The organism is Anabaena sp. UHCC 0399 (genome assembly GCF_034931465.1).
GTDB classification, from domain to species: Bacteria; Cyanobacteriota; Cyanobacteriia; order Cyanobacteriales; family Nostocaceae; genus Trichormus; species Trichormus minutissimus.
Genome location: NZ_JAYGGZ010000001.1, coordinates 110,918 through 133,025, shown reverse-complemented (window position 1 = coordinate 133,025; position 22,108 = coordinate 110,918). Strand labels below are relative to the sequence as shown.

General features: G+C 43.0%; 17 protein-coding genes. 10 read left to right on the top strand and 7 right to left on the bottom strand.

Features of this window, described 5'->3' with window-relative positions; translation table 11 throughout:
- Window positions 1-221 precede the first annotated feature (221 nt).
- The 10 genes from VB693_RS00605 to hpsU all read left to right on the top strand — a co-directional run bounded on the left by VB693_RS00605 (window position 222) and on the right by hpsU (window position 11,735).
- A complete protein-coding gene (locus VB693_RS00605; RefSeq protein ID WP_190700146.1) occupies window positions 222-506 on the top strand; it encodes an RNA recognition motif domain-containing protein in 285 nt (94 codons plus the stop codon).
- A 389-nt stretch (window positions 507-895) separates the two neighbouring features.
- Window positions 896-1,060, top strand: a complete 165-nt coding sequence (locus VB693_RS00600) for a hypothetical protein (protein WP_323264605.1) — start codon at window positions 896-898, stop codon at window positions 1,058-1,060.
- Window positions 1,061-1,090: 30 nt separating this feature from the next.
- Window positions 1,091-2,140, top strand: a complete 1,050-nt coding sequence (gene fbp, locus VB693_RS00595) for a class 1 fructose-bisphosphatase (protein WP_323264604.1) — start codon at window positions 1,091-1,093, stop codon at window positions 2,138-2,140.
- Window positions 2,141-2,368: 228 nt separating this feature from the next.
- Entirely contained in the window at window positions 2,369-3,514 is a 1,146-nt protein-coding gene (gene tal / locus VB693_RS00590; protein WP_323264603.1) for a transaldolase, read from the top strand.
- Window positions 3,515-3,635: 121 nt separating this feature from the next.
- Window positions 3,636-5,165, top strand: a complete 1,530-nt coding sequence (gene zwf / locus VB693_RS00585) for a glucose-6-phosphate dehydrogenase (RefSeq protein WP_190700138.1) — start codon at window positions 3,636-3,638, stop codon at window positions 5,163-5,165.
- Window positions 5,166-5,317: 152 nt separating this feature from the next.
- Entirely contained in the window at window positions 5,318-6,697 is a 1,380-nt protein-coding gene (gene opcA / locus VB693_RS00580; RefSeq protein WP_323264602.1) for a glucose-6-phosphate dehydrogenase assembly protein OpcA, read from the top strand.
- Between the two features lie 351 nt (window positions 6,698-7,048).
- Window positions 7,049-8,818 (top strand): protein kinase domain-containing protein, encoded by a 1,770-nt coding sequence (locus VB693_RS00575; protein WP_323264601.1) that lies wholly within the window; start codon window positions 7,049-7,051, stop codon window positions 8,816-8,818.
- 302 nt (window positions 8,819-9,120) lie between these two features.
- The gene (locus VB693_RS00570; protein WP_323264600.1) at window positions 9,121-9,912 is read left to right on the top strand and encodes a hypothetical protein; all 792 of its coding nucleotides are present in this window, start codon (window positions 9,121-9,123) and stop codon (window positions 9,910-9,912) included.
- A gap of 87 nt (window positions 9,913-9,999) precedes the next feature.
- Window positions 10,000-10,926 carry a glycosyltransferase family 2 protein gene (locus tag VB693_RS00565; protein WP_323264665.1) on the top strand — a complete coding sequence of 309 codons (927 nt, stop codon included), beginning with the start codon at window positions 10,000-10,002 and terminating at the stop codon, window positions 10,924-10,926.
- 242 nt (window positions 10,927-11,168) lie between these two features.
- The gene (hpsU, locus tag VB693_RS00560; protein ID WP_323264599.1) at window positions 11,169-11,735 is read left to right on the top strand and encodes a hormogonium polysaccharide biosynthesis acetyltransferase HpsU; all 567 of its coding nucleotides are present in this window, start codon (window positions 11,169-11,171) and stop codon (window positions 11,733-11,735) included.
- Between the two features lie 145 nt (window positions 11,736-11,880).
- On the opposite strand, the gene VB693_RS00555 is transcribed toward hpsU, so the two are convergent.
- The 7 genes from VB693_RS00555 to VB693_RS00525 form a co-directional block, all read right to left on the bottom strand.
- Window positions 11,881-12,648: a DUF928 domain-containing protein gene (locus VB693_RS00555; protein WP_323264598.1), complete on the bottom strand. Its 768-nt coding sequence runs from the start codon at window positions 12,646-12,648 to the stop codon at window positions 11,881-11,883.
- A 58-nt stretch (window positions 12,649-12,706) separates the two neighbouring features.
- A complete protein-coding gene (locus VB693_RS00550) occupies window positions 12,707-15,034 on the bottom strand; it encodes a CHASE2 domain-containing protein (RefSeq protein WP_323264597.1) in 2,328 nt (775 codons plus the stop codon).
- A gap of 142 nt (window positions 15,035-15,176) precedes the next feature.
- Window positions 15,177-16,145, bottom strand: coding sequence for a DUF1822 family protein (locus tag VB693_RS00545; RefSeq protein WP_323264596.1), 969 nt, complete (start codon window positions 16,143-16,145; stop codon window positions 15,177-15,179).
- Between the two features lie 146 nt (window positions 16,146-16,291).
- Window positions 16,292-17,269 carry a Bpu10I family restriction endonuclease gene (locus tag VB693_RS00540; protein WP_323264595.1) on the bottom strand — a complete coding sequence of 326 codons (978 nt, stop codon included), beginning with the start codon at window positions 17,267-17,269 and terminating at the stop codon, window positions 16,292-16,294.
- Complete coding sequence (locus tag VB693_RS00535; protein ID WP_323264594.1) at window positions 17,242-18,483, bottom strand: DNA cytosine methyltransferase; 1,242 nt, start codon at window positions 18,481-18,483, stop codon at window positions 17,242-17,244. The genes VB693_RS00540 and VB693_RS00535 overlap by 28 nt, the downstream gene beginning before the upstream one ends.
- Window positions 18,484-18,605: 122 nt before the next feature.
- Window positions 18,606-21,317: a CHAT domain-containing protein gene (locus VB693_RS00530; RefSeq protein ID WP_323264593.1), complete on the bottom strand. Its 2,712-nt coding sequence runs from the start codon at window positions 21,315-21,317 to the stop codon at window positions 18,606-18,608.
- A gap of 110 nt (window positions 21,318-21,427) precedes the next feature.
- A complete protein-coding gene (locus VB693_RS00525; protein ID WP_323264592.1) occupies window positions 21,428-22,078 on the bottom strand; it encodes a sigma-70 family RNA polymerase sigma factor in 651 nt (216 codons plus the stop codon).
- Window positions 22,079-22,108: the final 30 nt, after the last annotated feature.

Here is a 22,108-nt window from a genome sequence, read left to right as displayed (position 1 = left end):
AGTTTGTAAAATCTCTCACTTTGAAAAATGTCACAATCAGTTATTATATGAGCGTATGCTTTAGTTCAGAAGCAGAGGAGGATTAGTTGAAGCTCATGCTAGCAATATGAATGCTGCCTTACAACACTTGCCATCTGTGACTTAAAAGAGACTATGCAAGCTTTGCAATCTGTTTTATCGCTGAACTACTTGCTCTGTTTTTGACAATTACTTGATCCCACATGACTATCTACGTTGGAAATCTCTCTTACCAAGCTACCGAAGCAGACTTGAAAGCCGTATTTGCAGACTACGGCGAAGTCAAAAGAGTTGTTTTACCTACTGACCGTGAAACTGGTCGGATGCGTGGTTTTGCTTTTGTTGAAATGAATGAAGACACCCAAGAGGATGCAGCTATTACTGAATTAGATGGTGCAGAATGGATGGGTCGTCAACTTAGAGTCAACAAAGCGAAACCGCGAGAAGATGACCGCCGAGGTGGTTGGAACAAAAGACAAGACTTTTAATCTGGCTACGAATTTTAGCACTATTGTTTAGAGTAGCGCAACGTCCATAGGCGTGAAGTTTACCTTTCCAAGTGTCACGAGTAGAAACATGATTTTTTTCCTATTTCTGTGGTAAAAAAAATCATTTTTTAAACACCAAAACACAAAGGAAAAAATATTCTTCTCTACTAAAATTTGTGTGCATTGTATCTTTACCTTCAAAGGATTGAAGTGTTGATTCTGCTATGAAGTGCTAGCAATAATCAGCCATTATTAACAAATTGACAATACCAATCCGACCAGTTAACTTTAGGCAAAAATTTCTAATAACTCGTCGGATTTTTTTTGGTTGAAAAATTTGTATTGCTAAGTGAAGTTGGTTTCTTTGGCTGCAATAAACACTAAGTATAGTGACTCAAACTCATTTTTCTGCGATGGCGATCGCCCCAAGCATGGCAGCCAAAAAAATTGATTCCTTTAGTTTATCTAAAATCACATCTAAGTTATCAAATTACCTTTCTAAGATAGAGGCAGCAGCTATAAGTTGCCATAATGAAACTGACTCACCCAACTAACAAACACCCAGTCCCTAGGAAGTAACGAAAATGACTAAAGCGTCAGAACCTTTAGAGATGTCGATGAACGACGCTACAGACAAAAGCCTAGATCGTGATTGTACAACCTTATCACGTCACGTACTACAGCAACTTCAGAGTTTTTCCCCAGATGCGCAAGATTTAAGTGCGCTGATGAATCGGATTGCTTTAGCCGGCAAACTAGTTGCGCGTCGCCTCAGTCGTGCCGGTCTAATGGAAGGCGTTCTGGGATTTACTGGGGAAGTCAATGTGCAAGGAGAATCCGTCAAAAAGATGGATGTCTACGCCAACGACGTATTTATCTCAGTATTTAAGCAAAGCGGCTTAGTTTGTCGCCTAGCTTCCGAGGAAATGGATGAACCCTATTACATTCCCGAAAATTGCCCCATAGGTCGCTATACCCTGCTATATGACCCCATTGATGGCTCATCAAACACTGATACTAATCTGAGTTTGGGGTCTATTTTTGCGATTCGTCAACAAGAAGGAGACGATAGTGATGGTCAGGCTAAAGACCTGCTTACGAACGGACGCAAGCAAATTGCTGCGGGGTACATACTTTATGGGCCTAGCACCATGCTGGTCTATAGCATTGGCAAAGGAGTTCATTCTTTTACCCTAGATCCCAGCTTGGGAGAGTTTATCCTCACTGAAGAAAATATTAGGATTCCCAACCATAGCCCCATCTACAGCGTGAACGAAGGTAACTTTTGGCAATGGGAAGAATCCTACCGGGAATACATCCGTTACGTCCATCGCACAGAAGGTTACACATCTCGCTACAGTGGCGCAATGGTAAGTGATATACACCGGATTCTGTTACAAGGTGGTGTATTTATTTACCCAGGCACAATTCAAAAACCAGAAGGTAAATTGCGCTTGTTATATGAATCTGCTCCTCTGGCCTTTTTGATGGAACAGGCTGGCGGTCGTGCTACTACAGGATTAGTAGATATATTGGACGTAGTACCGACAAAACTACATCAACGCACTCCATTAATTATTGGTAGCAAAGAGGATGTCGCCAAAGTAGAGTCGTTTATTCAAAATGGTCATTGAGGAGGCAGAAGGCAAAAGGCAGGAAATGAGTGAGTATAGTATCAGTATCTTTTACTGAGTACCGGCTAAACGCCGCGCTACCGCTAACAGCACTCAGATTATCTCACCTGGCCGATGCAATAAGTGAATAACGACGCAAAAATGCAAAAGTCACCATCAAAACTTTTGATTTTGATGAGTTTGGTCAAATTCACTTAGAAACATCATTAATGGAGTCAGACAAAAGCTATGGCCACCAATCATCTATTAGAAATTAAACAATACGGCCAAAGTATTTGGATGGATAATTTGAGCCGGGACATTATTCAATCAGGGGAACTCAAAAACCTAGTTGAAAATCAAGGAATTTGTGGTATTACCTCCAATCCAGCTATCTTTGAAAAAGCGATCGCAGATAATGCGATTTATGATGCTGATATCGAAGCCGGCATTCAGGCAAAACTACCCACATACAAAATTTATGAATCCCTAGTGTTTGCAGATATCCGCAATGCCTGTGATATTTTGCGCCCTGTATATGAAGCCTCAAATAAACAAGATGGTTATGTGAGTATTGAAGTACCCCCAACCATCGCCCATGATACCCAAGCCTCAATAGCAGAAGCCCGGCGGTATTTCCAAGAAATTGGGCGGGAAAATGTCATGATAAAAATCCCTGGTACAGAGGCAGGATTGCCAGCAGTTGAACAGGTAATATCTGAAGGCATTAATGTGAATATTACTCTGCTATTTTCTGTGCAAAGCTATATCAAGACATTAGAGGCTTATATGCGGGGCTTAGAAAAACGCTTGGCACAGGGTAAAGATATCAGCTCGATTGCTTCTGTGGCTAGCTTCTTTCTTAGTCGCATTGATAGCAACGTTGACGGCAAAATTGATGCCAAATTACAACGGGGCGTTGATGATATTAATTTAGAAGCCAGACTTAGAGCCGTCAAAGGTAAAGTAGCGATCGCAAATGCCAAGATTGCTTATCAAGAGTACGAAAAAATTATTGCGGATAGTCGTTGGCAAAACCTAGCCGCCAAAGGCGCAAAAGTGCAAAGATTATTGTGGGCTAGCACCAGCACCAAAGACCCCAACTACAGCGATGTCATGTATGTTGATGAGTTAATTGGCCCAGATACCGTCAACACCCTACCACCAGGAACAATTACCGCCTGTGCCGAACACTGTAGTGTCGCTAATCGTCTAGAAACAGGAGTAGATGAAGCTTATCAGCTAATAGAAAGCCTCAAAGACCCCGATATCAATATTGATCTCAATGCTGTTATGGATGAACTGTTAATCGAAGGTATTAACAAATTTGTCCAGCCCTTCCAGTCCCTAATGAACTCTTTAGAGCGCAAAGTCAAGCTATTGTCACCAGTATAGGGACTAGGAATTTTAGATTTTAGATTTTGGATTTTAGATTGAACTCCAATCCAAAATTGCAAATCTAAAATCTAAAATTTTTTCCCCAATCCCCAATCCCCACCTAGAATCGAAAACTGTTATGGTTAGTCTCCTAGAAAATCCCTTGCGCGTTGGTCTGCAACAACAAGGGATGCCCGAACCTCAAATCATCGTCATCTTTGGCGCATCTGGTGATTTAACCTGGCGCAAACTCGTTCCCGCACTTTACAAATTACGCCGGGAGAGACGTATTCCCCCAGAGACTACCATTGTCGGCGTAGCACGACGTGAGTGGAGTCACGAATACTTCCGCGAACAAATGCGGAAAGGTATGGAAGAGGTTCATGGTGGTGTTGATCCCGAAGAACTCTGGCAAGATTTCTCTCAAGGGCTGTTCTACTGCCCTGGGGACATAGATAATCCTGAGAGTTACCAAAAGCTGAAAAATCTTTTAAGCGAATTAGACGAAAAACGGGGTACACGAGGTAACAGAATGTTTTACCTCTCCGTTGCGCCTAACTTCTTTCCTGAAGCTATCAAACAGCTAGGGGGAGGTGGAATGCTAGACGACCCCTACAAACATCGTCTAGTCATTGAAAAACCGTTTGGTCGGGACTTGGCATCTGCTCAAAGCCTCAACCAAATAGTACAGAAATATTGTAAAGAAAACCAAGTCTATCGCATCGACCACTACTTGGGTAAAGAAACAGTTCAAAACTTGCTAGTCTTTCGCTTTGCCAATGCGATTTTTGAACCCTTGTGGAATCGTCAGTTTGTTGACCACGTACAAATTACCGTAGCTGAAACCGTAGGTGTAGAAGACCGGGCTGGTTACTACGAGAAAGCCGGCGCACTGCGGGATATGTTGCAAAACCACCTGATGCAGCTTTACTGTCTCACTGCGATGGAAGCACCCAACTCAATGGATGCCGACAGTATCCGCACCGAAAAAGTGAAAGTTTTACAAGCTACACGGTTAGCTGATGTCCATAACCTGTCACGTTCAGCCATACGCGGTCAATACAGTGCCGGCTGGATGAAAGGACAGCCAGCACCAGGGTATCGGGAAGAACCAGGAGTTGATCCTAGTTCGACAACCCCTACCTACGTAGCAATGAAGTTTATGGTTGATAACTGGCGTTGGCAAGGTGTCCCCTTCTATCTGCGGACTGGTAAGCGGATGCCGAAAAAAGTCAGTGAGATTTCCATCCACTTCCGCGACGTTCCTTCTCGGATGTTCCAATCCGCCGCGCAACAAAGAAACGCCAATATTTTGGCAATGCGGATTCAACCCAATGAAGGAATTTCCCTCCGTTTTGATGTCAAAATGCCAGGGGCAGAATTCCGTACCCGTTCCGTGGATATGGACTTCAGTTATGGTTCTTTTGGGATTGCAGCCACTTCCGATGCGTATGATCGCCTATTCCTTGATTGTATGATGGGCGACCAAACATTATTCACCCGTGCCGACGAAGTAGAAGCAGCTTGGCAGGTAGTCACCCCCGCCCTTTCTGTTTGGGATACACCCGCCGACCCCCTAGTTGTTCCCCAATATGAAGCAGGTACTTGGGAACCCGCAGAAGCAGAACTTTTGATTAATCAAGACGGTCGTCGCTGGCGCAGACTGTAGGAATAGGGATTGGGGATTGGGGATTGGGGATTGAGAATTGGGGAATAGGTATTGCTTGTTGACCTCTAAAGGTTTTTCTTCCCCTACACCCCCACACCCTCACAGCCCTACACCCTCAATTCAAACTGATCACTGACAACATCACAACTACTATGACTTCCCAAGCCCCAACTATTTTCTCTCTTCAAGCCCCCAAGGATATTTCGCTTAACGAAATTGAAACGGAACTAAATCAAATTTGGCAAAGCTACGGTATCACTGGCGAAGATGGCGCATTACCTGCGGCTACTCGCGCTACTACTTTTACTTTGGTGGTTTACGAACCTGAAGAAACCCAATATCTGTTGGCATCTCTGGGATTCTACAATGGCCCAATTGATGGCATTTTAGGCCCACAGACAGATGCAGCTTTGCGACGAGTGCAAATCAAGTATGGGCTACCAGAAAGCGGAACAACCACACCCGAAACCCTAGCTAAACTGCGGGAAGAATTTGCTAAACGTCAAGGTAACGGTACTACAGGAGAAATTGCTAACGGCATCACTTCCTATAGTTTCAACGCCACCAGCCCCAGAATTGCGGATGAAATCGCCCTCCGCAATCCTTGCCGCATTATTGCTTTGTGTCCTATTGCTGGGGAAGATGAAGGTGTCAAGGCGCAGGTTTCTGCCTACTGCCCAATTCAAAAGCAATCTTCCAGTACACTAATTTGCTGCGAATACATTACCTTGAGTGGCACTGCCGCCGCTTTAGAACGAATAGGCGGGATGATTCCAGCTTTGTTGATTGGTGGCTTGCCCAAGTTCCTCTGGTGGAAAGCTACACCAGACCCCAACAACTTATTGTTTAAGCGATTGGCAGCTGTTTGCAACAACGTCATTGTTGATTCTTGTAATTTCAACGAGCCAGAAAGCGATTTAAGTAGCCTCCAAGAGCTAGTAAAAATTGGTGTACCTCTAGCTGATTTGAACTGGCGGAGACTCGCAGCCTGGCAAGAATTGACTGCTGAAGCTTACGATTCTCCCCACCGTCGCGCGGCTTTGGGAGAAATTGACCGTGTGACACTTGATTACGAAAAAGGCAACCCAGCCCAAGCATTACTATTTTTGGGTTGGTTGGCGAGTCGTTTGCAATGGCTGCCAGTTTCCTATGAAAAGGAAAGTGGAGATTATGATATCACCCGCATTCGCTTTGTTGCCCCAAATCAACGACAAGTAGAGGCAGAATTAGCCGGAGTTCCAGTTGCAGATGTGGGCGATATTGTGGGTGATTTGATTGCCCTGCGTCTGAGTTCAACTAATGCTCAAGCAGACTGCGGTACTGTCATTTGTTCAGAGACTGGCGGTTGTATGCGGATGGAAACCCACGGCGGCGCACAATCTGCGGGTTTATTCCAACAGGTGAGTTCTTTATCAGAACAAAAAGCAGAAGCGTTACTCAGTCAACAGGTACAACGCTGGGGTCGTGAGGCGTTATTTGAAGAAAGCCTAGCAGTAATTGGGCAAGTATTGAAGTTAGACGCGAACAGTTAATACCAATTCAAAATTCAAAATTAAGGTTGCTTGATTTTGGAAAATTGGTATAAGTTAGCTCAGATACTAAAGATAGCTTTGAACTCAGAACCTCAGTTTTAAAGAAACTGGGGTTCTCATGTTTGACACAAAAGTTTTGATAGGCAAATACCCCGGAGGTCTTGAACTTTGTTAGCGCAGCGTAAAGCCTTCTCTTAGCAGAGACGCTGCGTGAACGGCATAGCTTCTCCTGTCGGAGAGTCTGCGTCCCGCAGGGAACATAGAGAGGGTCATTTTGAATTGATTTGTCCTCAGTCCCTAGTCTCCACATCGTGATGTACATTGAGAAAGAGCGCACATATTTAACTGTTCATGACATCTATTCTGCTGAACAATCGCTATCAAGTTATTCAGGTACTCGGTGCTGGTGGGTTTGGGGAAACCTTTTTGGCAGAAGATAGTCATATGCCTTCTCGCCGTCGTTGCGTAATTAAGCAACTCAAACCCATTGCTAATGACCCCCAAGCCTATCAAATGATTCAACAAAGGTTTGAAAGGGAAGCCGCAACTTTAGAATATCTGGGTGAACATAGCGACCAAATCCCCAAACTCCATGCTTACTTTTTAGAGAATGGACAGTTTTACCTGGTGCAAGAGTGGATTCAAGGTCAAACGCTGAGGGATTTGCTGGAAACTAAAGGATATCAGAGTGAAACTATTGTCCGGCAAATTGTGTTGAGTCTGCTATCGGTGTTGGATTATGTCCACAGTAAAGGGATTATTCACCGGGATATTAAGCCAGATAATATTATTCTCCGTGCTGTTGACCAAAAGCCAGTTTTAATCGATTTTGGTGCAGTTAAAGAAACGATTCGTTCTGTGGTGGGTTCTCCAGGATATCCTACACGCTCGATGGTGATTGGTACACCGGGATATATGCCTAGTGAACAAGCTGTAGGTAGACCAGTTTACGCTACTGATATCTATAGTTTAGGTTTGACAGCGATTTATCTGTTAACTGGTAAACACCCTGAAGAACTGCCAACTCACCCCCAAACCGGTGAGATTCTTTGGCAACAACACGCGCCGCTTATTTCCCCAGATTTTACTAGGGTACTAAATCAGGCGATTAAACCGCAGGCAAGCGATCGCTTCACCACTGCCAGTAAAATGCTGTATGCTTTATCTGCTGGTGATCATACGCCTGTGTCATCGATTGCTAATCCTCCTCAAGCAACCCAACAAACCCAAGCCATACCCATTCCTCAAAAAATCTCTCCTAGCAGAAAACAACAGCCTGTTTGGATATTTGGGGGCTTAATCGTAGCCGGTTTGATAGGTGGAGTAGCACTATCTAGTCTGACTCGCCAATCTCCATCTGAAACAATCGTTAGTGATTCTATACCCTCACCAGAATCTCAGAGTCCCGATGCTGTAGCTTCTAATCCTCCTATCTCTGCCCCATTTTCTCCATCCCCCGTTATCCCCAACTCTACCCCGCAGCCAGAAATCTCACCTCCTGAAACGCGAACTAACAACCCCCCCCTAAACTCCGATCCTCCTCCTATTCCAGTGGATACTCCCGCGCCTCAAGTGACAGCAACACCACCAGAAATGGAGAATGAGACCGTTGTTGTCCCACCACAAGAAGATCCATTACCACCAAACCCACCTCCCAAGAAACAAAAAAGGAATACCACTAGACAAAGTGTTCCAGCTTTCCCCACAGGAACATCCAGAAGCACTGTAGAGGCTGCACTGGGAAAGCCAAATAGAGATTTAAGAGGTGCATGGGGTAAAACCCGCGCTGTTGTCTATAAATTAGTACCCAACCAAGTTGATTTAGGTTATTTATTTGACCGTAATTCTGGAGTGCTAAAGCAAACAGAGGTAGCCTTTGCCCAGTCTGTAGATCCACAATTGATGCAGACTACTTTAAATGGAATGCTAAATGGTCAAGCCTCGCCCAAAATTCAGCAGGGACTACAACAAATCCAACAGCGTCAGTTAGAAGATTTTAGTTTTGCTGTTGGTTCAGTGAAAGGTCAGATTATTCGGCAAAATTGCGATTTAATTTACATTAGTGTTTGGGATGCAGACTTACACGATTTTGTGAATCCTGCATCTGCTAAAAAGTGCTGAGTAACGTTAGCGGTAGCGCGGCCTTTAGCAGGTGCTGAGTAACGAGTGGGAATACGCACTTATTACTCAGAACTCAGCACTAATTTTTGACTTTATGCCAAAATGGGCGAAAGATAAAAATCTTGTTAGACCCATTTCTAAATAACGCCGTGTGCAACTTTCTCTCAAACCTAACCCCCATACCCTTGTAGGGAAGGGGAGCAAGATTTAAAGCCTCTCTCCTTGTAGGAAAGGGGGTTCAAAAATAAGTTGCACATTGCGTTAAATATTAAAAACCAAACAGTAGTTTTTAAGGAACAGTTATGAAAGCAGGGATAAAACGCATTGAAGCAACTCTACACGATTTAGGAACTCGTGATACTACTGTGACAGACGCAGGTGAAAATACCAAGCGGCCTGTGTCCTTTAGAATTAGCGTAGCAGCTAAGGAAGGTACAGACAGTCAGACTTCAGAACACATAGAAGAATTAAGTATTGACTCCCCCAGCGAAATTACTGATACCCAAAATCTATTTCCTCATCACAGTTCTGTACAAACCTTTCCTACACAGGAAGATGGTGGAAAAACTCCAAACCTACCCAAGTTCAAAACTCCCAGCTTCAGTAATCATCGTCACGGTGCTAATCCAGCATTAGCCACGAATATCCTGCAAGAAATTCATGAACACGTCGCAGGTTGGCAAAAAGAACTGCATACGATTGTGCAGCAAATTCAGGATATTTACTTAGAAGGACCCATTGTTAACGGTTGGTTAGAATCTAATCCTTGGGATAAAGAACATGGTGGAACTGCTACACTCCGCCACGGAGAAGTGGAACGCCTGATTGATTATGTAGAAGAGATTTGCGCTCCTGACGGGAGTAAAATACCCCATCAAAATCTACGGACGGGTTATCGCCTTTGTGGTGTCGATGCGTCAGGTAAAGTATGGTCACGTCCCTGTCCACCGAATCAGCTAGCGACAGTCAGCATGGCGATCGCACGTTATCAAAAATTACGACAACTTCTAGGACGCAAGCAATACCTAGAAACTCGTCTTAGCCAACTAGCAGAAACTTTGGTCGTTTTACACAGCCATATTCAGCAAGTGTAAATTAGGGGACAGGTTACAGGTTACAGGGTGGGGATTGGGGAAGAGGTTATTAATTTTGAATTTTGAATTTTGAATTCCCCGAAGGGGTTGACTAATATGCAAATCTCTGCGGTTATATGTACTCACAATCGAGATAATTATCTGGGTGCGGCGATTGATAGCCTCTTGGGGCAGGATTTCGCGGGGGAATTTGAGGTCATAGTGGTGGATAATGGGTCAAGCGATCGCACTCGTGAAGTGACAGAAGAAAGGGCGAGTAATCCCCGGTTAAAGTATGTTTTTGAACCCACGCTTGGTTTATCTGTAGCTCGTAACATTGGCGCAAAAGAGGCGAAATCTGAAATATTAGCGTATTTAGATGATGATGCGGTGGCGAGTGTTGGCTGGCTGCAAGTATTATATGATGCTTATCAACATAATTCTCAGCTAGCGATCGCTGGTGGTAAGGTCACTCTATTATGGCCTCCCAATATTGAACCACCTTCATGGTTATCGGCTGGTTTAGCAGGCAACTTAGGAGCTTATGACTTAGGGGATAGTGTGGTTTACATTGAAAAACCAGGTTTAACTCCCAGAGGTTTGAATTACTCCATTCGTCGTCAATTTCTCGAAAAAATCGGTGGTTTTGACCCCCAACTTGGTCGAGTTGGTAAAAACCTTCTATCTAACGAAGAACTCCTCATGACGGAACTGGCACTTAAGCAGGGTTGGCAAGTTGCCTATCTTCCCACCGCCTTAGTTGCTCATAACGTCGCTCCAGAACGCATCAATCGTTCCTGGTTTTTAAACCGTGGTTGGTGGCAAGGTATCAGCGAATGCTATCGGGAACAACTGGCGGGTAAAGCCGGAATTGCCCAGTTTGGTAGAGGTGGCGAAAGGTTCATCCGTGGTTTGTATAAATCATTACGATATGCCTTTAAAGATCCAGCCGAAAGCTTTGATAACTTTGTTTATAGCTACGGACAGATAGGTTACTTAAACGCCGTTGTTCAAGGTCTGTTGTTTAAAAAGTAAGAGACAGGTGACAGGTGACAGGTGACAGGTGACAGGTGACAGGTGACAGGTGACAGGTGACAGGTGACAGGTGATAGGTGATAAGTGACAGGTGACAGGTGATAGGTGACAGGTGACAGGTGACAGGTGATAGGTGATAGGTGATAGGTGATAGGGGAGATTTCTACCCAATGATTAATTTTGAATTTTGTAGCTTGCTTCTCCGGAGGAGTATTTTGAATTTTGAATTGGAGCGAAGCGACTTGACTAATGAATCTTTCGTAGATTTACGCAAATATGACCAAACTTGGTTTGATCGGGGGCGGCCTGGTTGGTATATTTTACTGTGGTGGTTTGTACAGGCGATCGCTTTTCCCCTGACGCTGCATTCTTTTAATGGTCTGCGTTGTTGGCTACTGCGATTGTTTGGAGCGCGTATTGGCAAAGGTGTAATTATTCGCCCTACTGCCCGTTTTACTTATCCTTGGAAAGTTACCGTTGGCGATTACACTTGGATTGGTGATGATGTAGTTGTATATAGTTTAGATGAGATTCATATCGGTCAACACTGCGTCATTTCCCAAAAAACTTATTTATGTACCGGTAGCCATGATATTCGAGACCCAGCCTTTGGCTTGAAAACCGCAACTATTACTATTGATAACGGCGTATGGGTAGCTACAGATTGTTTTGTAGCACCAGGAGTACAAATTGGTGCTAATACTGTAATTGGCGCACGTAGCAGTGTTTTGGCTGATATGCCCTCTGGACAAGTTTGTTGGGGTAGTCCCTGCCGCCCCCAATATCCTAGGGAAATTCGTAATTCGTAATTCGTAATTCGTAATTCGTAATTCGTAATTCGTAATGGACTGCGTCCCGCTACGCTAACGTAATTCGTAATTGGGTATGGGGCAGAAAAAAGTCAAAAGATTCTTTCTCGTCTCCTCTGCTCCCCTGCTTCTTCCCAGCCCCCAATCAAGGTTCACTAGGAAGTAATGGTTGAGATGCAACATCCTCTAAGCGGATGCTAGTGAGTAAATTCTGCCACTGTACTTTAATTTCTTGATCTTTGGGGTTTTCTTGGTGTAATTGCGATAGTGTTTTTAAGGCTTCGTGCCAAATCCCATTTTGGAGATATATATCAAAACGTTGCAGAGGTGTAGCTGTCTTTAGTTTTTCAGTAACTTTTTTGTTGAGGGTGACTCGTTTTATTACCCCTTCTACGTAAGTTGGGGGTGAATCCTTTTGTGGGTCACAATCAACGGTGAGAAACCAGCGATATCGTTTATTCACTGCCAAGGTAATGTTTTGAGGTACAGAAATTCTGATGATTCCTGGTTTTGCTGGAAGAGCGATCGCTGTTTGATAAATTGAATTTGATTCCTGATCTTGCAACACAAATTCTGTAGGATACGCAACATTATGAGCGTAGGGCATATAGAACATCAGTGTCGGATGTGCCTCTGTGGTCAATCCCCAGACATTGGTGACAGTAGGAGTATCTTCGGTGTAGGGTACTAATGCTGTAAGTTGCGGTTGTACTGAGGGACACAAACCCCGTTTAGCCCCACCACGGACGCGACCACCTGGGGGCGGCTCAGAAGCTGGTGCTGGTGGTGGGTTAAAGCTGACTTTTTTAATCTGGTTGATAGTTGAGTTAACGGGTGCAGGTGTAGCCATTACCAAGGTTTGACCGACTAAAAAACTTGTGTAGCCAATGGCTAGTGAGAGCAATATTTTCATACTAAGTTAGTTGTTGTTAATTAACTAAAATTGCTGACTAATACTTGTGACTCTACGGTTATTGAGTCTGTTTCAGCTTATTTTGAATTGATCCTACGGTTACAGTTGCTACTAATGCGAGAGCTGATGGTACAAAGGGAAACCAAACACCCGAAATCAACAGACTCCAGCAAAGTAAATACAAAACACTAGCACTAATACCAACTGCTAATGCCAACTTGGGGAATAAACGCCATTGCCAAGCTAATAAACCACCTAATCCAGCCCAACCCCAAATCCAAATTACTTCCAACCAAGGCGATACAACCCACAACAATGGACGACCATCTAAAACAGCACTAATAATTTGGCTAACCATGTGAGCTTGTACCATTACCCCTGGCATTTGTTCATCTAACAGATTGCCGTAAGGTGTAGCCCAATAGTCGGGAAAATCTCCCTTGGCTACTACACCAATCAAAACAATGCGGTCTTTGATGGCGTTGGGGTTAATGGGGTTAGATAATAGTTGGGTGAGTGTCACCTGTTCCGCGATTTGCTTAGAGGCGCGATAGTTCAGTAGGATTTGCCCCCCATTAGCATCAATTCCTTGATAGCCGCCACTATGAGGTGATAGGCGGTGCAATACCGTTTTACCTAATTGCAAATTGGGAGATGTACCAGGGGTAAATTTTCCTTGGATTCCTGAAGATGAGAGATATAAAAATGCCAGTTGGGTACTGAAGGCGTAGGGGGTAGAACACAAGGAAGCTGTTTCCTGGGTCATAAACAGGAGATGGCGACGCACCACACCATCCTTATCATGAATAAAGTCACTAAATCCTAAGCGTTCCTTGGGAATTTCTGGTGGTGGTGCAATACCTTTAGTTTTGGCTGTAGAGTCACTCCCTTTACAGATGCCGATGACATTATCAGTCTGTTGCAGTTGTGATTTTAAATCTGCTTGTTCAGCCTGAAAGTCGCGGTAGATATCTAAACCTATGGCTTTGGGTTGGTATTGATTAAGTTTGACTAGTAATTGATTGAGGGATTTTTCAGATATAGATGTTCCTTTTAAGCTTTCGCCGTTGCGTCGCTGATTTGCTAAATCCTCATCGTCAATGGTAACTACCAACAAACGCCTATCTGTCCCCTCATCAGGACGCGATCGCATCATCAAATCAAAAGCTTGCAGTTCAAAGGCTTGTAATCCTCCCAACAGCCGTAAAACACATACTACAGCACTTACCACCAAACTAGACAACGCTACCATTTTACAGGCGCGTTTTTTGTCAACTGGTGGGGTATAAAATATTTGTTGGGTTGGGGTCTGGGTCAGTTCATCCCAAGTTAGGGGGATCTGAGACGGATTTTGGCAAATTACTGGTAGCCAAGTTGCACAAGGAAATTTATCTTCTAGTCCTTGTAAACGTTCCCGTGCGTGTCGGACTGCTTGGTATAAAGGTTCGCCATGGGCAAAACTTTGTAGAAAATATTTGAGAAACTCTTGCGCTACCTGATCAGGAACAGGTTCACGCATCACGATAATTTGGGGAATGTGCAAATCAGCTAGTTCCCGCGCCAAACCCAACCCATCACAAGAGTTGAAAATTGCTAGTTGTAAACCCCGCTCTATGGCTTGTTTGAGGGCATACTTAAGTTCACCAATGCTGAGACTATCGGTTTTATTCAGGTAAATTCTGCCAGTTGTATCATTCCCCTGACTAGAACTGTGTCCGGCGAAAAATAATATATCCCAGTTTTTTCTCCACAGATGATCGGTCAATTCCTTACGCTGTGGTTCTACCACAAAACTGACATCAGCATGGGGGCATTTTTGTAAAACAGCTTGATCCGCCTGGGTATCAATCCCCTGACTATTGCCGACAATTGCCAAAATATTGACCGTTGAGTTGGGGTTAGGGGGTTTATGAATGCGATCGTAGCTGGGTGAGGATAGGGCAATTTCTGCTTTTGGGTAGCGTTCTAGTAAGTCCCAAATGTGCCAGGGGAGTCTTTGCAATTGGCTATTTTCTGATTGCAATATGACTCTGATTTCGTCTGTGGGCTGTAATTTTTCTAGCCATTTTTCCCGCAAGGGTCGAAAATCTTCCGCCTGTAGCCAGGCATTAAAGCGGGCGCGTAAGATATGGGCAAGTTCGTGACAATCTTGTGTGACAGATACATTCGTCACTTGAATTTTGTCTGCATCTAAACGGTAACTGTTACCTAACTGTAAATAGCTAGCCTGCCAACGGGTGTAGTAAATGGTAATTTCAGGACATGGTGGTAGTTTACCTGTGATTTCTGTGGAGGGGCGATCGCTTTCTTCCCCAATTTGCAGAGTGACGGTAAACCCTTGCTCAAAATTACCGTCGCCAAATTTCAGCACCACTAACTTAGCCATGACCGTCGCTTTGCTCCGATTGCCAAATCACTGAAGTTCTGATACGTTCAGACTTCTCTCAAAATGCGCCTTTCCTGCAAACATTTCTAAAATTTTATACATTTAGTACATCTATTTACTCACCAATTACTTATGACAGGTATTAGATCACAAAGTTTTCTATGATACTCATATCATCCAATGATACCTGAACGCTAAACTGTTCTTGGAGTTCACCACGAAACTGTAACTGAATGTAGTTATCTGCACTTCTGGATTGAGCTTCTAAAAATACTGCGCCAGAATTATCTAACACTTTCAGTTGAACTCCAGTCGGTAAATACATTTGATTACCTGTAGAGTGGAGTTGCAGCCGAATACTAGTTTTTTGGTTAACTTCTGGGGCAATTTCTACAATCATCATCACTGGTTGATTGACAATTTGAATGCCCAAGTCAATCAGTTTTGCTCTTCTCTTTACTGTTTCTGACTGCCCTTGTACTGCCTCTGGAGTGGTGACTGGGCTACGAAAGGCATAAGCTGGTCTGAATTCTGGTGAATTCCATAAGGATTCTACTGTTTGCCAACCAGCCTCAACTTGACCGACAAACCACTGGCTGAGATTGACTAGCGCATCTACTGGGGAAGTTCTCAATTGTCCCAAACGATCAATTAGTGTTTCTATTGGTTGTAGTTGACTTAAAGCCAAGGTTTCTGTTGCCACATTTTTGACAAAACCTAGTAATTGTGCTTCTTGGGAAAATTCATCCACTTGTACAACTACATAACCTACTCTGTCTTCCCAAGTTTCTGCGGGAATCGAGCATACTTGGTTTGACGAAAGTACAGGACGGCATTCCAAACGACCAACTGAGGAAACCTCTAAATCAGCCACATTCGAGCAGAGTTGCATAATTGGATTCCAACTGTCACTAGCTGTCAAATTGGTAGGAATATCCATCATTTGTAAATAATCATTCACTACCCATACAGCTAATGTATTCAGCCTGACTTGCTCGGCTTTTGCTGACGTAGGCTGTTGATTAGCGAACTGTTGGGCAGTTGTAAGAGCTGCTTGAGAAATCGGCAGCGTAATTGCGAAATCCTCTAGCTTGAATGTGTTGTTAGTCATATGTTTAATCCCCAGTGATCAATGCTGCTATGTACATATCATCCAAATGCGCTCAATTTATGCCACAAAAACAATGAATTTTAGAGAAAAATTTCAGCATGGGGACTGGAAAGTTGGTCTCTGTTAATAAAATCTCCATACCATAGCTACTCGTCAATTAACCATCCACGTTGTATGCCGTACTCAATTCCACCAGTCCAGTCCATTGTGAGATGCTTACGTACCTTATGAAAGAGATGTTGAATTACGGTCGGATTAATGGGATTTTTAAGATATGTTTCGTCATATCTAAATTCTCGGTCAGTGTTTTTCTGCTGACGTAGTACATAAATCTGGTCAACTTTATACTTCCGAAGATTGACATCACTACTCAGCTTAATCCACTCCATAACTACAACATACAGACTATTAGGATTTCTCGCTTTTAAGTCCTCTGCTGCTCTTGATGAGCCTTCCAGCATAGTTTTATCAAGATAAGTCTTACATTCAATTACCACAACTGGAATATCAAAAATGTGTGTTTCGGTATTCCCTGTAACCGTAACTTCTGAGTATTTTTCTGGTTCTTCCTTAAAAAGTGGGAGTATTTCACCAGAATTTCGGTCACGCTCTGGTGGAATTGCGGCTTCTAGTGATGCTTGAATGGTTGCTCCAATCACAAAATCATGATCTTTCTTCTCAATGCGTGCATACGGACGCTTCAGCATTTCAGAGTATTTTGGTGGGACAAAGAAAATATCTTTGAACGTATGTGATTTGCCAATCAGAGCGTGTTCTCCAAAGTCTCTGACTAAATCTCTAAATAGGTAATAAAGAAATTCTTCTAATACGCTAGAGTGCAGGTTTGATCTAGAGTCAAATTTCTCAGCATATTTTTGTTGGTCAATAAAGTCTTTGTATGTAGAAAAAAGTGCTACTCTGTCAGCGATAATGGCGTTATCTTGCTCTGTAGATTGTGATGTAGGTCCAAGCAATTGAAGATTTTCTGCCTGCCACTTATCATACTCACTCCTAATTTCACTGATATATTTTCTACTCTTATCATCTCTGTATTTTGTACGATGATTCTCCTTCTGTTCAAGATTAGAGCCATGAACTAAAGGGTTTCTATCACTTGTGGACATAGCTCTAACTTTTCTTGAATATGCAGTGCAATTGACTTTGCAAGAACAGGTGGGACAGCATTACCAATTTGGTTATACTGGCAAAGAAATTTCTCATCAAATCTCTTCTCTCGATGTAATAATTTGTGAGATACAACAGTTTTTTTTCCTATAAAACGATAAGTGTCAGGAAAAGATTGAATGCGTGCGCCTTCGCGGGCTGTCAAATTACGATGCTGAAAAGGATGAATGAAATTAGCATAAAATGATGCTGCTATTGTGTGTGATGGTCTATAAGGATTGAGTCGGCGGTTGTTTTGGTCATAACTTATCTCTGATAGTTCTCCATTACCACCTCGTCGTCTAGCCCTATGTTCTTTTGGTGCATCTGAACTTGATTCACCCCATTTTATATGTTTGAAACGTTCTACCAGTCTATTAGAATGCTCCATTGCAACATGGTTATAAAGTACATAACTCCCATTTCTTATCCATCTCTGATAGTTATTATGAGGTTCGGAAATATATAGCTGTTCTTCTTTTCCCTCACAAGCATTAAGTGGGGGTAAATCTGATATTGCATCCCACAAACTAAGAGAAGGAAGTAACTTATTATGTTCAAATACTGATAGTTGATCCCCACGAATATTTAACAAATTTAGAGAATGAGTTTTTGGTGGAATACCTAACTCTTCCCCCTGGTTATTTCCAACAATAAAGATACGCTCACGATTTTGTGGCACACCATATTCAGCAGCATTTAGCAACCATACTTCTACAAAATATCCGAAGTTTTCAAAAGTTTCTTTTATAATATCTATTACCTTTTCACCCTCTGTATTTTTTCGTGAAAGTAACCCTTTGACATTCTCCATTACAAATGCTTTAGGCTCAAGAAAATTAATCCATTGAGCAAAATTAATGAACAGAGTATTTCTAGGATCTTTAGGATCTTTTTGGGCTGGTCCGGCAATACTAAAACCTTGACATGGAGGTCCACCCATAACAATATCTGGCTTGAAGATACATATCTTTTTTACGCTGCTTGCAGAATTAAAATCACAAATATCATGTTGAATAACTGTCATGTCAGGGTGGTTATAGCGGAGCGTATCACAAGCCCAAGCATCCATCTCAATGGATAGAGGAACAGAAAACCCTGCCATCTCGAAACCTAAACTAAATCCACCAGACCCAGCAAACAAATCAATAGCTACAGGTTGCGACTTGAACATAAACTTTTACTTGAACTTGGTCTTTCCCATTACAAAAATAGCCCACTTGTAGTTTTACTACTCTGGGTAAAGCATAATAACAGATTAGATCAAGTTGTAGGTTACTATTCCCAATTCCCAAATTACAGCCAATTGCCAATCAACACATAGGCCGACCAAAAACTAGGGGCTTGGTAATTGGGATGGCTGAGTAGTTTTAGTTGGGCTACTTGGAGAACTTCAGCTTTGGTCATTTTGCCATTTTTGAGTTCTCGATAAAATTCACCGACAAACAAAGCCGTTGATTCATCATCAATTTGCCATAGAGATGCGACAGTGCTACGTGCGCCGGCTCTGACGGCTGCTCCTGCTAGACCTAGGGCGGCGCGGTTATCTCCGGCGGCTGTTTGACAGGCACTTAACACTAATAGTTCTATTGCGCCTGATCGGGTTTGTTCTTGGTTGCGTAGCAGTCCATCAAATTCTTTGACGTAAATTCGGCGATCGTTAGCCAAAATAAAGGTTTCGTCGGCAATTGAACTAAACTGACCATGAGTAGCTAAATGTACAACATTAAATGAAGCACTACTTACCTCTTTTTCTAATGCTTGGCTGGTGAACTGCTGATCTAAGAGGCTTTTGGTTGAGACTCCGGCACTAGCAATGAAGTTTACTTCTGATTGGACTGCTGGTAGGGCTGAAAAATCAGGAAACCCTTCAGGTGGCTGAGTTAGTCCAGCCGTTAAGGCTCTTAACTGGCGGCGTTCTAGGGGTTTGGGGTCAAGTAGTTGTAGACCGACGCTGAGGGCGATCGCATATTTTTCAATTAAATATTGCTGCCCGTCATAAAGAGCCGCCATTGGTAAGTTACGTAACGCGCCATCTAGTACAAACACTAGGGTCTTGACTCCCCTAGCAGCTAATTCTGACTCAATGGGTTTGAGCAACCAGTTATAAACTTGTTGTGATTGGGTTTTAATTTTGTTGGTAGCTGTGGGATTAACCAGATTTTTTCTGAGTTCAGAAAGAACTTTGTCTACTTCTGGTTGAGTAATGTTGGCACTGTAATGTTTGAGGGGTTGGTTAGGAATTTTGACAATTACTTGCAGGCGTTGCGGCAAAATAATTGGATAAAGAATGGCAGTTGTGGGGTTATCTTTGTCTACTACTTGATCAATTAGTACACTCTCACCTCGCAGACAAGCTTCCCGAAAAAAGTTATCTAATTCTGCCAACTGCAAAGCCTCAATCCTTTGGCGGGCTTTATCTAGCGTTTTTTCATCGATTTCTCCCGCGTCAGACTGTAACAATAACTCTACTGATTGGCGATAGATAGGTTCTACACTGTCACGAAAGTTAAATTGTACGTCTTGATTGACGGCTACCAAGTCACCTCTGATAGACTGGAGTGTATTCACTGCTGCATCATAGGCGGCGATCGCACTAGATATATTTTTTTGCGCCGATAGCAATCTCCCTAACTGCCACTCCAAGCGATAGATAATATCTGGAGCATTACTACTCTGTGCCAGACTTAATCCCTGCTGAGTCAGACTTTGTGCTTCTTGCCATTGCTGGTTGTTCTCGTACAAATGCCCCAAACTTAACAACCCATAAGCTTCGGCTTGTTTATCCTCCAAACTGCGGGCTTGTTTGACGGTATTAGCTAAAAGTTGGGCGATGTGTTGGGCATTGGAGGACGAGGTAGAAGATTCTATTTTCTGCCCCCTGACCAATTTCATCAAACTTTGAGCGTAGTTAATTTGGGCATAAATAGCAGCCCGACTAGTGGGAAGTTGTTTGAGTTGATCAGGAATTGAGGGGATGAGAGGTTGTGCTTCTGAAAATTGTTGAGTGTCAATTAGCAGGCTGAGTTGATTGAGTTGGGCTTGAATTTTGGTGAGGGGTGAAGTAGATTTTGTTGCAGTTTGTTGATAATAGTCGATTGCTTGTGCTAGTTGTGGTTTGGCGCGTGCGTTATTGCCTAAATTTAATAAATTGGCTCGTGCATTGTTGCCTAAACTTAATAAACTAGCTCCCATCTGTACAGGTAATTGCAGACGTTGGGCAACGGCTAGACTTTGCTCTAAAATCGTGCGGGATTGGGCTAAATCGCCGATTACCATTAAAGCATCACCGAGCGATCGCAATCCGACGGCTTTTTCTACAGAATCTGGTTGTGCTTGTAATTTTTGATTGACTGCTAGTAAAATCTGCACTGCCCGACGATAAAAGCCTTTATTACGCCACGCTTGGGCTTGATTAATCTGTGATCGCATTTCGCCCGCTTGATTTTTGGTTTGTTGGTAAATCTCTGCGGTTTGTTGCCAAGTAGTTAAGGCTACTTCTGGTTTGCCCATCGCTAATTGCAAACGACCTTGAATATCAAGTGTTTGGGCTAATATTTGCAGGTTTTGCGCATTTTTTTGGGCTGGGATTAATTCTAGACTGGTTTTAATGGCCTCCTCTGCTGCTTGCCAGTCCCCAAGTTGCTGGTAGGCTAAGGACAAGTTACTGTAAGTAGCAGCCAATTTCAGACTATCACCCTGCTGCTTATATGCCTGCGTTGCCTGTTGTAATACTTGCACCGCTTCTGCAAAGCGTCCAGCATCGTATAAAGATTTACCTTGTTCTATCAATAAGTCGCGCTCAGAATTGACCAACTTTGGCGCATCCAGAGGCTGCTCAGTTACCGTCTTCAGTTTTCCTCTATCCGCAGTTACAGAGTTGATTGCCAGTACAGGTACATTGACTGTCAACACCAAAGCCACCAAAAAGTATACAAGTAAACTGAGCTTTATTTTCTGCTTTTTACCTGCGAAATAACGACAAAAGATCCTAACTAAGTTATTCATAGTATGGCAACCGGCAGATGACAACTCACACCTGAGCTTCAAAAATTTTATGGGAATTAGGTAGTCAATAAGTAGCTCAAGAGCGATCGCTCAACTTAAGTTAATCTCTATTAAATCAAACCTTCTGATTCTGCAAAATTACGTAAGCGTGGCAGACATTGACGCTGATAAAAGCTGCTTAAGGTGGGAATTGCTAACCCAAATTCCTCAGACAATTCTTTCCAACTAACTTCCGGTGGTAGACGTTTGAGAATTAATATCTGGCAGTTTACCTCTGGACGACCTTTAACGTGAGTAGTCCTTAATTCTCCAGTGGGGTCTGTTTTTATCCAAGTTTCTAACTCATCTAAAATTGGTGGTGGTTCAGGGGTAGCAGCTAAATTGTCTACAGGGTCAATAACATCACTACTTCCACCTGATGTAGACTGGCGAACCCGCAAAGGAACTGTTGTTGCTTGTTCTTTATTTTGGTTGATATAAAAATCTTGTAGTCTGCGTTTTAAGTAAGCATTTAACCAAGTAACGACAGTACCATAGGTAGAGTCGTATTTTTGCCCTGTCAGACCTTCGCAAATGTTACGACAAAAATATAACCAAGTTTGTTGTAGTGCATCTTGATAGTAGGGGGTATTTTCCCGCCAAAGTTTTTGGGAACTGAGGCGAATAATTTGCGTGAGCAACTTCTGACGTTGAGGACTTCCTGGAGGATGTCCACAGACTTGGGAAACTATGTTACGTAGCTGTTCATCAAATTCAACCATGATTACTAGAACGAAAAAGGCAAGAGTTTA

Coding starts and splice junctions, on each gene's coding strand:
- VB693_RS00605 (WP_190700146.1), top strand. CDS start 222: ATGACTATCTACGTTGGAAATCTCTCTTACCAAGCTACCGAAGCAGAC.
- fbp (WP_323264604.1), top strand. CDS start 1,091: ATGACTAAAGCGTCAGAACCTTTAGAGATGTCGATGAACGACGCTACA.
- tal (WP_323264603.1), top strand. CDS start 2,369: ATGGCCACCAATCATCTATTAGAAATTAAACAATACGGCCAAAGTATT.
- zwf (WP_190700138.1), top strand. CDS start 3,636: ATGGTTAGTCTCCTAGAAAATCCCTTGCGCGTTGGTCTGCAACAACAA.
- opcA (WP_323264602.1), top strand. CDS start 5,318: ATGACTTCCCAAGCCCCAACTATTTTCTCTCTTCAAGCCCCCAAGGAT.
- VB693_RS00575 (WP_323264601.1), top strand. CDS start 7,049: ATGACATCTATTCTGCTGAACAATCGCTATCAAGTTATTCAGGTACTC.
- VB693_RS00570 (WP_323264600.1), top strand. CDS start 9,121: ATGAAAGCAGGGATAAAACGCATTGAAGCAACTCTACACGATTTAGGA.
- VB693_RS00555 (WP_323264598.1), bottom strand. CDS start 12,648: ATGAAAATATTGCTCTCACTAGCCATTGGCTACACAAGTTTTTTAGTC.
- VB693_RS00550 (WP_323264597.1), bottom strand. CDS start 15,034: ATGGCTAAGTTAGTGGTGCTGAAATTTGGCGACGGTAATTTTGAGCAA.
- VB693_RS00545 (WP_323264596.1), bottom strand. CDS start 16,145: ATGACTAACAACACATTCAAGCTAGAGGATTTCGCAATTACGCTGCCG.
- VB693_RS00540 (WP_323264595.1), bottom strand. CDS start 17,269: ATGTCCACAAGTGATAGAAACCCTTTAGTTCATGGCTCTAATCTTGAA.
- VB693_RS00535 (WP_323264594.1), bottom strand. CDS start 18,483: ATGTTCAAGTCGCAACCTGTAGCTATTGATTTGTTTGCTGGGTCTGGT.
- VB693_RS00530 (WP_323264593.1), bottom strand. CDS start 21,317: ATGAATAACTTAGTTAGGATCTTTTGTCGTTATTTCGCAGGTAAAAAG.
- VB693_RS00525 (WP_323264592.1), bottom strand. CDS start 22,078: ATGGTTGAATTTGATGAACAGCTACGTAACATAGTTTCCCAAGTCTGT.